We start from the raw sequence: 12,137 nt of genomic DNA, 5'->3' as shown, positions 1-12,137 counted from the left end.
TACGACCTACCGGATTACCCATGTATCGCCGCCTCGCCCCCGCCATCAGCCTGCACCAGGCTGCAGAAGGCTCGCCCACGCTGGGCGGCCTGATGGCGCGCGCGCGCGACAGCGCCGAGCGCCTGAAAGCCGTGGAAGGGCTCATCCCGCCAGCCATGCGCAGCGCCGTGCAGCCAGGGCCCGCCGAGGGCGATGTGTGGTGCCTGCTGGTCAAGGGCAGCGCCGCGGCCGCCAAGCTGCGCCAGCTGGCGCCGATGCTGGTCACGCGACTCAAGAACCGGGGCTGGGACGTGGCGACGATCCGCATCAAGGTGCACACCGGGCGCTGAGCCGGTCGTCGCCGCCTTCGATTGATTTTTTGTCTGGAAATAGATAATATTTCCAGATGACACTCCCCGCGTCGCCCGCCGACGCGTTGCTCCTCTTGCTCGACAAGCACCAGGTCAACGCCCTCCTCTCCCCCGACGATGTGCTTGAGGCCGTGCGCGAGGCCTTCGTGCTCCACAGCGACCGCGAAGGCCGCGTCTTCCCGGTCGTGCGCGAGCCGCTCGCGACGGGCGGCGTGTTCGGCATCAAGTCGGGCGACGTGCAGGCGCAGGGCCTGCTCGGCTTCAAGGCCGCCGGCTTCTGGCCCGCGAACCGGCAGCGCGGCGGCGAGCCGCACCAGGCGACGATCCTGCTGATCGACCCCGCCACCGGCCGGCCGCTGTGCGTGATCGACGGCAACGCGATCACGACCGTACGCACCGGCGCGGCTGGCGGCCTCGGCCTGCAGCAGCTCGCGCGGCCCGACAGCACGCGCGTGTGCATCTTCGGCACCGGCGTGCAGGCGCGCATCCAGCTCGACTTCGCGTTGCGCCTCATGCCCTCGCTGCGCGAGGTGCGCTACGTGAGCGCCGATGGGCAGCGCAACGCCGCGTTCGAAGACAACTTCGCGGCCCGCTGCAGCATCGCACCCGCCGCCGACCGCAACGCCGCCGTCGCGCAAAGCGACATCGTGATCACCGCCACGCCCGGCGGCGGCGCGCTGTTCGATCTGGACGCCGTGCAACCCGGCACGCACCTGAACTGCGTCGGCGCCGACACGCGAGGCAAGCGCGAACTCCCCGAAGGCCTGCTGCCGCGCGTGCGCCTGGTCGTCGACGACCGCACGCAGGCGCAGCAGATCGGCGAAACCCAATGGGCGCCCGATACCGTGACCACCGAACTGGGCGACCTGCTGAGCGGCAAGACTTCATTCGAGCGCGCTCTGGACGACATCACCGTCTTCGACATGACAGGCCTCGCGCTGCAGGACCTGACCGTCGCGCGCCTGCTTCACGAACGCGCGGCCGCCACGGGCACCGGCACGCGCCTCGCCTGGCCCTGGTAGATCAGCAGATCAGGCGGCAGCGCCGCCGAAGAGCTCGGTCATGAACTGCGTCGACTTCAGGCCCGTGCCGGTCAGCAGCACGACCGTGGTTTCGCTCGCCCGGATGTCGCCCCGCTGCGCCAGCACATCGATGGCCGCAGCCGCCGTGGCGGACGTCGGTTCGGCATAGAGCCCCGTCGAAGCCAGCCGGCGCACCGCCGCCGCGATCTGCTCTTCGGTCAGCGCCACCGTCTTGCCGTTCGTCTCGCGCAGCGCCTGAAGAATTTCCTGCAAGCGCACGGGCCGCTTGATGGCCGTGCCTTCGGCGATCGTCGGCTTCACGATGCGGTCGACCAGCGTGTCCACGCCCGCGACGAAGCTCGCATCGACCGGCGAGCAATTCAGCGGCTGCGCCACGAAGATCCGCGGCAGCTTCGCGATCTGCCCCGCGGCCAGGAGCTCCTTGAAGCCGATCCAGCATCCGAGCACAGTGCTGCCCGCGCCCGCCGGAATCACCACGTTGTCGGGCGCGGAGAAGCCCAGGTCTTCCCACAATTCATAGGCCAGCGTCTTCGTGCCCTGCAGGAAGAACGGATGCCAGTTGTGGCTAGCATAGAAGATCGATTCGGACTGGCGCACCGCCTCGTACTCGGACTCCTCGCGCGGCCCCGGCACCAGTTGCACCTCGGCACCGAAGGCGCGGATCTGCGCCACCTTGGGCGCCGGCGTGTAGCTGGGCGCGAGCACCTTCACCTTGATGCCCGCCGCCGCGCCCGCGGCGGCGATGGCCGCGCCGCCGTTGCCCGAGCTGTCTTCCAGCACCGCGTCGACGCCCAGCTGGCGCAGGAACGAAATCATCACGGACGCGCCGCGGTCCTTGAAGCTGCAGGTCGGGTTGAACCATTCGAGCTTGAAGTGCGGCTCGAGGCTGCCCCAGCGCTTCTGCACGAGCGGCGTGCAGCCCTCGCCCATGCTCGCGGGCTGGTCGATCGCCACGGGCAGCGCCGCGCGGTAGCGCCACACCGAGCGCTCGCGCGCATCGATGTCGTCGCGGGTGATGCCGGGCAGCGGCGTCACCATCATCGGATTGCCGTCGTCCGAGCGCCAGCGGCGCTCCGAGAGGTTGTGGTACCGGCCGGTGCGTGGATCGATATAGCGTGCGGGTTCCTTGCGTGTCATGCGCGGCTCCTGGAGGATCTTTATGAATCTGGATAATACATCCAAGTATAGACTTTCCGTACAGTCTGGATTCTTCGTCCAGAACTGGATACATTCCCCGCCATGAAGAAGAAGTCCGACAAGCAGGTCCTGGAGATGCTGCGCAACATGGCCGAGGGCCTCGGCGAGACGTTCGCGCCCTTCTGCGAAGTCGTGGTGCACGACCTGAGCAATCCGAAGAACGCGATCTACGCGATCCAGAACAACCTGAGCGGGCGGCAGGTGGGGCAGTCGGTCACCGAGCTGGGCCTCGCGCGCATCCGCGACCCCGAGTACCCGGCGGTGATCGCGAACTACGCCAACACCTTCGCCGACGGCCGCAAGGTCAAGAGCACCTCCATCGGCGTGAAGGACGAGAGCGGCGAGTACGTGGCCGCGCTGTGCCTGAACGTGGACCTCACGCTGTTCCAGAGCTTCCAGGGCGCGATCTCGCAGTTCACGCGCATCGACGACCGCCAAGTGCACGAGCACCTCGACACCGGCGCCAACCATTCCGACCGCATCCATTCGCGCATCGACGAATTCGCCGCCGCGCGCGCGACCAGCTCGCGGTCGTTGAAGCCCGCGGACCGCAAGCAACTCGTGCAGGAGTTGAAGAAGGCCGGCTTCCTGGAAATCCGCCGCGGCGCCGAGATCGCGGCGGCGCACATGGGCGTCTCGCGCGCCACCGTGTACAGCGACGCGAAGTAGCGAGCCGGGGCTTACTGCGGCTGCAGGCCGACCTCGCGCGCGACCTTCTGCCAGCGCTCGGCCTCCGAGCGGAGGAACGCGCGCAGTTCGCCAGGCGTCGAGCCCTTCATCTGCACGCCCAGCACCGCCATCCGCTCCTTCACCGAGGGGTGCTCCAGCGCCGCGATGGCCTCGCGCCGCAGCTTCTCGATCACCTCCAGCGGCGTGGTGGCCGGCGCGACCATCGCCCACCACTGGTCGATCTCCATGCCCTTCAGGTTGTTCTCCGTGAGTGCGGGCACGTTCTGCAGGCCGGTGATGCCCACGCGCTGCGTGCTCGTGACCAGCAGCGGACGGATCCTGTTGCCGCCCGCGAGGCTGGAGCCGCTGGCCAGCGTCGCGAAGTGGCCGGCCACCGTGCCGGCGGCCACGTCGGTCAGCGCCGGCGCGGAGCCCTTGTACGGCACCATGTTGAACTGGATCTTCGTGCGGCTCGCGAGCATCTCGGCCGCCAGATGGCTCACGGTGCCCGCGCCGCTGTGCGCGATGGCCGGCGGCGACGATTTGGCAGCGGCCGTCTTCAGGAAGGTCCTGAAGTCCTTGCTGTCTTCGTCCATGCCCGCGAAGAACACCAGCGGCGAGGTGCCGATCATGGTCACGGGCGTGAAGTCGCGCAGCAGGTCGTACGGCAGCTTCGCCGTCACCGCCGGCGCAATCGCGTGCGGCAGCTCGACGATGGCGATGGTGTAGCCGTCGGGCGCGGCCTTGGCGGCGGCGTCGGTGCCGATCATCCCGGCCGCGCCGGGGCGGTTGTCCACGATCACCGGGCTGCCGATGGTCTGGCTCATGCGCTGCGCCATGGCGCGCGCGATGGCGTCGGTGCTGCCGCCCGCGGCCCAGGGCACGACGAGCTTGATGGGCCGCTCGGGGTAGACGGCCCACGCAGGCTGCGTTGCAGCGAGCAGGGCTGTAGAGCCGGCGGCCAGAAAGGCCCGGCGATGCATCGTCGGCATGGTGATTCCTTTGGGGGGTTAGACGGGCGGATCGGGCCAGCTCGGATCGCTCGACGCGTTGGCGGTGAGCATCAGCACGACGTGCGCATCGGCGGCGATGGCATTCGTCTCGCGCAGCTGCCGCAGCGCAGCCAGGCCGCCGGCCGCGCACAACTCGGCGCTCACGCCTGCGGCGGTGAGAAGCCGACGCGCCGCACGCGCCTCGTCGTCGCTCACCACCACAGCGCCGCCACCGGTGGCCGAAGCGGCCTGCCACTGCAGGTAGGTCACGGTGGCGCCGGCGGTCGAGAACTGCGCGGTATGGCCCGGGTAGCTGCCGTTGATCGCGCCGCCCGCGAACACGCGCGCCAGGCGCGGGAACGGCTCCACCAGCCACAGCCGCGGCAGCCGCGCGATGCGCCCCGCGGCCAGCAGGTCGCGAAAGCCCGCGTAGATGCCCCAGGCGAGATCGCCGCGCGCGGTGGGAATCACGATGTGGTCCGGCACGCCCGCATCGGCCACGCACTCGGGGGCGATGGTCTTGTAGCCCTCGATGGCCAGCGGCGCGCTGCCCAGCGCGGGCAGGCGGTAGTTGGTGAGCGCGAAGTAGCCGGGGTACTGCGAGCGCTCGCGCACGAACGCCCAGCGGCCGGCGTTGTCGGCGAACACATAGCGCCGCGCGCCCAGCGCATCGAGCTGCCGCGAATAGGTGGCCGGCATGCCTTCATAAGTGGCCACCTCGCAGCGCAGGCCCGCGGCCCACGCGTAGTGCGCCGCCGACACCGCCGCGTTGCCCGACGACGCAAGCACCAGCGTGTGCGCGCCGAAGTCCAGCGCCTGGGCCACGCCCACCGCGGTCATGCGGTCCTTGTGCGAGCCGGTGGGGTTGCTCGATTCGTCCTTGAGGCCGAGCCGCGCGACGTCGAAGTGCCGCGCCAGCTCGGGCATCTCCTGCATCGGCGTGTGGCCCTCGCCGAGGGTGAAGCCCGGCTCGTAGGGCATGGGGATCGCGTCGGGCCTTTCCGTCACCTCGGGCAGGTAGCTCGCGCGCAGCGCGACATGAAAGCCCGCGCGCTTGCAGGCGGGGCAGCCGTCGTGCGTCAGCGTGACCGGATAGAGCGCATCGCAGCGCAGGCACTGCAGGCCCCGCAGGCGCGGATTGCGCACCGGCTTGAACGTCCGGGCCAGGGCGCTGCCCGTGGCGTTCCCCGGGTGGTGGGCCGAGGGGTCCGCGGGCAGGGCGGCGAACTTGAAGTCCAGAACTGGCGAGGGCGTCACGGGGAGGAGGTTTGGAAGTTGTGCGCAAATCTTATGCATTCGGAAATAAAATTACGCACCTCCAGATACTCAATCGATAAATAAACTTATCGGTGGCCATCGATGCGATTCGCCGAAATCGAGACCTTCCGGGCCCTGATGCGCGGCAGCTCCACCCGCAAGGCCGCCGCCTTGCTGCACGTGACGCAGCCCGCCATCAGCCAGTCGCTCAAGCGGCTGGAGGCGCAGGCCGGCATGCTGCTGTTCCAGCGCACGGGCGGGCGGCTGGTGCCCACGCCCGAGGCGCGCGCGCTGTGGATCGAGGTGGAGCGCGTCTTCATCGGCATGGACGCCATCGAGCACCGCGTGCGGAGCCTGCGCGACTTCGGCGTCACCCAGCTGGAGCTCAGCTGCTTTCCGGCCTACGGCCTGGGCTTCATGCCGCGCGCCTTGGCCCGCCTGAAGGCGCACCGCGGCGCGAGCCCCTGGCCGCAGGTGTCGTTGCAGGTGCTCAGCTCCAAGGACGTGCGCGACCGGGTGGCCATGGGCATCTCCGACTTCGGACTCATGGCCGACGAGCTCTCGCTCGAAGGCATCGACCATTCGACCTTCTCGCGCATGCCCGGCGTGGTCGTGATGCCCGAGGGCCACGCGCTCGCGCGCTTCAAGACCATCAAGCCGGAGCAGCTGGCGGAAGCGCCCTTTCTCGCGCTCAACCCCGAAGACCCCTCGCACCAGCGGCTGGAGGCCGCGCTCGCGCCCTACGGCGTGGCGCCGCGCGTGCTGGTGCAGACGCCCTACGCGGCCAGCGTGTGCGAGATGGCGCTGCGCGGCCTGGGCGTGGGGCTGGTCAACCCGATCACCGCGCTCGACTACGCCGAACGCGGGCTGGTGGTGCGGCGGCTCTCGATCGACGTGCACTTCACCTGCATCCTGGCGCTGCCGGCGGGCAAGGTGCTCTCGGCCACGGCGCGGGACTTTCTCTCGCTCATGCGCCTGCAGCTGGCCGAGGACGAGAAGCGCATGCAGCGCCATCTGCGCTAGGCATCAGGCGTCAGGCATCAGGCGTCAGGCCGGTTCACTTCCAGCTGAATTCGTGGTTCAGGCCGACCACGAAGCCGTTCACGCCGCGCCCGCCGGGCGGCCGGGTGCGCGAAGCGCTGATGTCCACGCTGATCAGCGGCGTGAGGCTGAAACGGCCGCCGATGCGCGACGTCCAGACGCTCGACGCGCGATTGCGCTCCGCGATCACCGACACCGCATCGTTGAGCGCCCATTCGGCGGCCAGGCCACCGCGCGGCGTGCGCAGACCCGTGCCGAGCGACCAGTCGGCGCCGAGGTTCGCGTGGACCTGCAGGCTGCCGGTCGGTCGCCATGTCACCGGCACCACGAACTGCCCGCCCATGCGGCCGCCGCGCTTCAGGTCGGAGATGGTGCCCATCGAGAGGGCCGCGCTGAGCGGCGCGTCCGCGGCTTGCCCGAGGAAGGTCCACTTGAGCTGCGGACCGGCGGTGACCGAGTGAACGCGCTGTGCGCCCTGCACCGAGAGCCGGTCGACGTTCAGCCCCAGCTCGACAGGCCCCACCCGGCACGACGGCCCGATGTGAAAGCCCGTGACCGGCTCGACGCCGGTGCGGCCCCACCAGGTCTCGTACTGGCATTGGCCGGGGTCGAGCGTGCCGGCATCGTCCACGTCGAAATGGCCGGCGGCCCGCGCGCCCGTGCCCGCCAGCGCGCAGGACGCGGCCAGCAGCCAGCCGCAACGCAGTCGCCGGATCGTTGTTTTCTGCCTGTTCTTCATCGCGCGCATCCCGAGGCCCTCGGACCATTCTAGGGAGACGGAAAGTCGGCGCGGTGACGCGCCGCAACAGGATGCAAGGCGCGACGGGGCCCGTTCAGATCTCGAACTGGGGCTGCAGCTCGCGGATGCGCTTGATGGCCACGCCGGCCGCGGCCGTGCGCGTCTCCACGCCCAGCTTCACGTACACCCGCTCCAGGTGCTTCTTGGCGGTGGCCGGGCTGCTGCCCAGGATCTCGCCGATGTCCTTGTTGGTCTTGCCCTTGACCACCCAGTACAGCACCTCGGCCTCGCGCGCGGTGAGCTTCAGGCTCAGGCTCATCGCCTCGATCACGCCGGTGTCGGACACCTCGCGCATGATGATCATCCACTCGTCGCCGTCGTCGTCCTGCCCGGTCTGCTGGTGCAGGCGCAGCGTGAGGCTGCTGGCGCCCTGCGCGATCGAGAGCGCGGGCGGCTCGATGCCGCGCTGGCGCGCATCGGGCGTGTGGCGCAGCAGCCATTCGAGCACCGCGGGCGGCGTCTCTGGCGCGCGCGTTTCGCAGTAGCGGTGCAGCAGGTCGCGCGCCAATGCGGTCTGCCAGATCAGCCGCCCTTCGGGCAGCCGCACGGTGATGCTCGCGTAGCCGAAGGCATCCAGCGCATTGCGCGCCTGGCCGGCCTGCCGCGCGTCCTGCCGCGCGCGTCGCGCGCCCTGCAGGTGCACGTTCATGCGCGCGAGCACTTCCTTGGGCTTGATGGGCTTGGTCACGTAGTCGACGCCGCCCGCCTCCAGCGCGGCCACGAGGTGCTCGGTTTCGGTCAGGCCCGTCATGAACACGATGGGAATGTGCGCGGTGGCCGCGTCGGCCTTGAGCCGCCGCGCCACCTCGAAGCCGTCGATGCCCGGCATCATCGCGTCGAGCAGCACGATGTCGGGCCGCGCCTGCGCGGCGCGCTGCAGCGCCTGCTCGCCGCTGGTGGCGATGAGCACGGTGTAGCCCGATTCGTCCAGCGCGTCGTGCAGCACCGCGAGGTTGTCGGGCACGTCGTCCACGATCAGCACGAGGTCGCTGTTGACGCCCTCGTCGCGCAGCGCACGGGCAAGCGGGGACGGTTCCATGGGAAAGGGTGGGGTCGAGGGGGTCGAGGGGGTCGAGGTCATGGCGCACTCACTGCTTCGGCCAGCGCCCGGCTCATGGCCTCGAACTGGAACTGGCGCGCCAGCACGCGCTGCGCCTCGGTCCAGGCCATGCACTCGGGCTGTTCGGTGTCGATGTCGTCCAGCTGGTTCATGATGCCGCGAAAGTAGCCCAGGCTCACCGCTTCGTCGAGTGCGCGCAGGCGCTCGCGCGAGGGCGGCTGCATCGTCCGGGGCGCGGCCGCCGGCGGCAACGCGGCGGCAGTGTCGGTCCACTTGAGGCCGAGCCGGCGCTCCAGCCAGTCGAGCAGCTCGGTGTGGCGCACGGGCTTCACGAAGAAATCTTCAGGCGCGATGCCCACGTCGTTGTCCAGCCCCTTGTCGAAGGCGTTGGCCGAGACGATGGCGACGGATGCATCGGCCAGGCCGAGCTTGCGCGCGCGGCGGATCGTCTCCCAGCCGTCGATGCCCGGCATCGCAAGGTCCACGAACATTGCGTCGGGCCGGTAGCCCGCGGCGATCAGGTCGAGCGCATCGTGGCCGCTGGCCGCCGTGCGCAGCTCGAAGCCCAGCGGCGCGAGCACGTGGTCGAGCAGGTCGCGGTCGGCCTCCTCGTTGTCGACCACCAACAGGCGCCGGCGCACACCTTCGTAGCCGCGGCGCGCCCGCGCGACCGGCACCGGCCTCGTCGCGCCCGCCGCCGTGTCGTGCACGCGCGGCAGGAAGAGCCGCACGCAGAACAGCGAGCCCACGCCCGGCGTGCTCTGCACCTTCATCTCGCCGCCCATCAGGTCGGTGAGCATCTTGGCGATGGTCAGGCCCAGGCCCGCGCCCGGCGCCGACGAGGCGGCCGCGTTGCCGCGGGTGAAGGGCTCGAAGATGCGCTCGATGTCCGCAGCCGTCATGCCCGGGCCGGTGTCCTCGATCTCGATGGCCGCGAACTCGCGCGCATAGGCCAGCCGCAGCGTGACTTGCCCCGCCGCGGTGAACTTGATCGCATTGCCCAGAAGGTTGATGAGGATCTGGCCCACGCGCTTCTCGTCGGCGCGCACCACCTCGGGCAAGGCGCCCGCCGCCTCGAAGCGGAACTGCAGCCCCTTCTCGGCCGCCTGCAGCTCGAACATGTCGGCCAGCTCCCGCACGGTGTCGGCAAAGCGCATCGGCCGCGCATGCAGCGTGAGCTTGCCGGCCTCGATGTGCGCGATGGCCAGCGTGCCCTCGATGAGCGAGAGCAGGTGCTCGCCGCCGCGCTTGATGACCGCCACCGCCTGCTGGCGGTGCGGCGGCACGGAGTGGTCTTCGCCCATCAGCTGCGCGTAACCCAGGATGCTGTTGAGCGGCGTGCGCAACTCGTGGCTGATGGCGCTGATGTAGCGGCTCTTGGCCTGGTTGGCCTGGTCGGCGGCGCGCTGGGCCTGCTCGGCCGCGAGCTTGGCTTGCTCGGCGACCTCCCTTGCCTCCTCGGCGGTCTGTTTCGCGGCCTGCAGGGCGCGATCGGTTTCGCGGTGCAGTTCGATCTCGCGCACCAGCAGGTGCGTCTGGCGGTTCGACTCTTCCTGCGCGACCTTGCGGCTCTGGTGCGCGAGCACCAGCCACCACGCCACGATGCCAGCGATGACCAGCAGCGCCATGTAGGCCTTGAGGAAACCCGAGCGCAGCGCCGACTGCTGCACGCCCGACCAGACCTCCGACGCGCGGGCCTGCGACGCGAGTTCGAGCGCGCTTTCGGCCAGCGCCCGCAGTTCCTGTTGATAAAGCACGCCGAACACCACGGCCAGCAGCGGCACGATGACCAGCATCAGCAGCAGGAAGTGCCCCAGGCCCGTGTCCAGGTAGCGCCAGCTGCGGCGCGGCAGCAGCCAGCGCAGCACGGCCGACCATTGCGACGACAGGCTCGCATGCGGCTTGCAGAGGTCGCCGCAGCGCGCATCGAGCGTGCAGCAGAGAGAACAGATCGCGCCCTGGTACGCCGGGCAATGCGCCATGTCCGGCCCTTCGTACTCGCGCTCGCAGATCACGCAGTGCTGCACCTTCAGGCGCTGGTAGCTGCCGGTATCGTCCGATTCGACGCGCGCCCAGCGCACCGCGCGCCCGCCCGCCGCCGGCGCGAAGGGCACGGCCCCGGTCGCGTCCGATGCCCGCGCCAGGTAGTACTTGCCGCCGGTGGCCCACGCCAGCAGCGGCGAGGCGACCAGCGCGGTGCCCAGCGCGATCAGCGCCGAGAACGCCTGCGCCAGCGGCCCGAACACGCCCAGGTGTGCGGTGATCGACAGCACCGAGGCGAGCGCCATCGCGCCCACGCCCACCGGGTTGATGTCCCACAGGTGCGCGCGCTTGAACTCGATGCCCGGCGGCGAGAGCCCCAGCGGCTTGTTGATGACCAGGTCGGCCACCACCGACATCATCCAGGCGATGGCGATGTTGGCGAAGAGCCCGAGCACATCGCCCAGCGCCTCGAACACGTTCATCTCCATCAGCATGAAGGCGATGAGCGCGTTGAACACCACCCACACCACCCGCCCCGGGTGGCTGTGCGCCACGCGCGAGAAGAAATTGCTCCAGGCCAGCGACCCCGCGTAGGCATTGGTCACGTTGATCTTGAGCTGCGAGATCACCACGAACAGCGCCGTCGCCGCCACCGCCCAGCCGTAGTTCGGAAACACGTACTCGTAGGCCGCCAGGTACATCTGGTTCGGATCGACCGCGCGCTCCACCGGCACCATGTGCGTGATGGCCAGGTACGCCAGGAGCGCCCCGCCCAGCATCTTGAACACACCCAGCACCACCCAGCCCGGGCCCCCGGCCAGCACACCGGACCACCAGCGCCCGCCGGTGGTGGCGGTGCGCGCGGGCATGAAGCGCAGGTAATCTGCCTGCTCCCCCATCTGGGTGATCAGCGCGATGCCGACCGTCAGGGCGGCGCCAAACAGGTGCAGATCGAAACCCTTGGTGGCCGCCTTGACCCCGTTGTAGTGCACGATGCCCGCGAACGCACCAGGATCGCGCACGAGCACGAACACAAACGGCACCACCAGCATCACCAGCCAGAGCGGCTGGGTCCACAACTGCAGCCGGCTGATGGCCGAGACGCCGTGCGTGACCAGCGGAATGACCACCAGCGCGCACACGAGATAGCCCCAGACCGGCGGAATGCCCAGCGCCAGCTCCAGCGCATAGGCCATCACAGCCGCCTCGAGCGCGAAGAAGATGAAGGTGAAGCTCGCGTAGATCAGCGAGGTGAGCGTCGAGCCGATGTAGCCGAAGCCCGCGCCGCGGGTGAGCAGGTCCATGTCCACGCCGTAGCGCGCCGCGTACACGCTGATCGGAAGGCCCGCCAGGAAGATGATGAGCCCCGTGACCAGGATCGCCCAGAAGGCGTTGGCAAAGCCGTACTGCACCAGCAGCGTGGCGCCCACCGCCTCCAGGATGAGGAACGACGCCGCCCCGAAGGCCGTGTTGGCCACCCGCCATTCGGACCATTTGCGAAAGCGCTGCGGCGTGTAGCGCAGCGCGTAGTCCTCCAGCGTTTCGCTCGCGACCCAGCTGTTGTAGTCGCGCCGGACCTTGACGATGCGCTGGGGGGCGTCGTCGGGGGTCGTGGTCGTGGCGTCTGGGTTCACACCGTTTCGGTGCATCTTTCGTGCCATCCGTACGACTTTTGGCGAACAGGGCACGACTGTTGCAAAGAAGAAGGCTTGCCCATAATGGCCGACTCTTCCCCCAGCCACCCGA

10 protein-coding genes are annotated in these 12,137 nt (G+C 69.6%); 4 read left to right on the top strand and 6 right to left on the bottom strand.

Translation table 11 applies throughout. The annotated features are described in order from the left end of the window. Positions 1-20 precede the first annotated feature (20 nt). Both JC881_RS07525 and JC881_RS07520 read left to right on the top strand, forming a co-directional pair. Complete coding sequence (locus tag JC881_RS07525; protein ID WP_198785103.1) at positions 21-329, top strand: DciA family protein; 309 nt, start codon at positions 21-23, stop codon at positions 327-329. Positions 330-385: 56 nt separating this feature from the next. After that, entirely contained in the window at positions 386-1,372 is a 987-nt protein-coding gene (locus JC881_RS07520; protein WP_198785102.1) for an ornithine cyclodeaminase family protein, read from the top strand. A gap of 9 nt (positions 1,373-1,381) precedes the next feature. On the opposite strand, the gene JC881_RS07515 is transcribed toward JC881_RS07520, so the two are convergent. Next, positions 1,382-2,530, bottom strand: a complete 1,149-nt coding sequence (locus JC881_RS07515) for a threonine synthase (protein WP_198785100.1) — start codon at positions 2,528-2,530, stop codon at positions 1,382-1,384. Positions 2,531-2,632: 102 nt separating this feature from the next. Between JC881_RS07515 and JC881_RS07510 the strand changes: the two genes are divergently transcribed. Next, positions 2,633-3,259, top strand: coding sequence for a helix-turn-helix transcriptional regulator (locus tag JC881_RS07510; RefSeq protein WP_198785098.1), 627 nt, complete (start codon positions 2,633-2,635; stop codon positions 3,257-3,259). 11 nt (positions 3,260-3,270) lie between these two features. On the opposite strand, the gene JC881_RS07505 is transcribed toward JC881_RS07510, so the two are convergent. After that, positions 3,271-4,251: a Bug family tripartite tricarboxylate transporter substrate binding protein gene (locus tag JC881_RS07505; RefSeq protein WP_198785095.1), complete on the bottom strand. Its 981-nt coding sequence runs from the start codon at positions 4,249-4,251 to the stop codon at positions 3,271-3,273. Positions 4,252-4,269: 18 nt separating this feature from the next. Continuing rightward, positions 4,270-5,508, bottom strand: a complete 1,239-nt coding sequence (locus JC881_RS07500; RefSeq protein ID WP_332875203.1) for a threonine synthase — start codon at positions 5,506-5,508, stop codon at positions 4,270-4,272. A gap of 102 nt (positions 5,509-5,610) precedes the next feature. Between JC881_RS07500 and JC881_RS07495 the strand changes: the two genes are divergently transcribed. Then, positions 5,611-6,531 carry a LysR substrate-binding domain-containing protein gene (locus tag JC881_RS07495; protein ID WP_198785090.1) on the top strand — a complete coding sequence of 307 codons (921 nt, stop codon included), beginning with the start codon at positions 5,611-5,613 and terminating at the stop codon, positions 6,529-6,531. A gap of 34 nt (positions 6,532-6,565) precedes the next feature. Here the strand turns inward: JC881_RS07495 and JC881_RS07490 are convergent, their stop codons facing one another. The 3 genes from JC881_RS07490 to JC881_RS07480 all read right to left on the bottom strand — a co-directional run bounded on the left by JC881_RS07490 (position 6,566) and on the right by JC881_RS07480 (position 12,040). Then, entirely contained in the window at positions 6,566-7,288 is a 723-nt protein-coding gene (locus JC881_RS07490; protein WP_233101639.1) for a hypothetical protein, read from the bottom strand. A 94-nt stretch (positions 7,289-7,382) separates the two neighbouring features. Continuing rightward, entirely contained in the window at positions 7,383-8,387 is a 1,005-nt protein-coding gene (locus JC881_RS07485; RefSeq protein WP_198785088.1) for a response regulator, read from the bottom strand. A 38-nt stretch (positions 8,388-8,425) separates the two neighbouring features. Continuing rightward, on the bottom strand, positions 8,426-12,040 hold the full coding sequence (locus tag JC881_RS07480; RefSeq protein WP_198785085.1) for a hybrid sensor histidine kinase/response regulator: 3,615 nt from the start codon (positions 12,038-12,040) through the stop codon (positions 8,426-8,428). Positions 12,041-12,137 lie beyond the last annotated feature (97 nt).

The sequence above is a fragment of the Variovorax sp. IB41 genome, assembly GCF_016405905.1.
Classification (GTDB): Bacteria; Pseudomonadota; Gammaproteobacteria; order Burkholderiales; family Burkholderiaceae_C; genus Variovorax.
The sequence above is the reverse complement of the archived record's forward strand: the minus strand, read 5'-3'. Positions and strand labels throughout refer to the sequence as shown.

Excerpts from the sequence above, each read along its gene's own strand:
- JC881_RS07525 (WP_198785103.1), top strand. The coding sequence starts at position 21 with ATGTATCGCCGCCTCGCCCCCGCCATCAGCCTGCACCAGGCTGCAGAA.
- JC881_RS07520 (WP_198785102.1), top strand. The coding sequence starts at position 386 with ATGACACTCCCCGCGTCGCCCGCCGACGCGTTGCTCCTCTTGCTCGAC.
- JC881_RS07515 (WP_198785100.1), bottom strand. The coding sequence starts at position 2,530 with ATGACACGCAAGGAACCCGCACGCTATATCGATCCACGCACCGGCCGG.
- JC881_RS07510 (WP_198785098.1), top strand. The coding sequence starts at position 2,633 with ATGAAGAAGAAGTCCGACAAGCAGGTCCTGGAGATGCTGCGCAACATG.
- JC881_RS07505 (WP_198785095.1), bottom strand. The coding sequence starts at position 4,251 with ATGCCGACGATGCATCGCCGGGCCTTTCTGGCCGCCGGCTCTACAGCC.
- JC881_RS07495 (WP_198785090.1), top strand. The coding sequence starts at position 5,611 with ATGCGATTCGCCGAAATCGAGACCTTCCGGGCCCTGATGCGCGGCAGC.
- JC881_RS07490 (WP_233101639.1), bottom strand. The coding sequence starts at position 7,288 with ATGAAGAACAGGCAGAAAACAACGATCCGGCGACTGCGTTGCGGCTGG.
- JC881_RS07485 (WP_198785088.1), bottom strand. The coding sequence starts at position 8,387 with ATGGAACCGTCCCCGCTTGCCCGTGCGCTGCGCGACGAGGGCGTCAAC.
- JC881_RS07480 (WP_198785085.1), bottom strand. The coding sequence starts at position 12,040 with ATGCACCGAAACGGTGTGAACCCAGACGCCACGACCACGACCCCCGAC.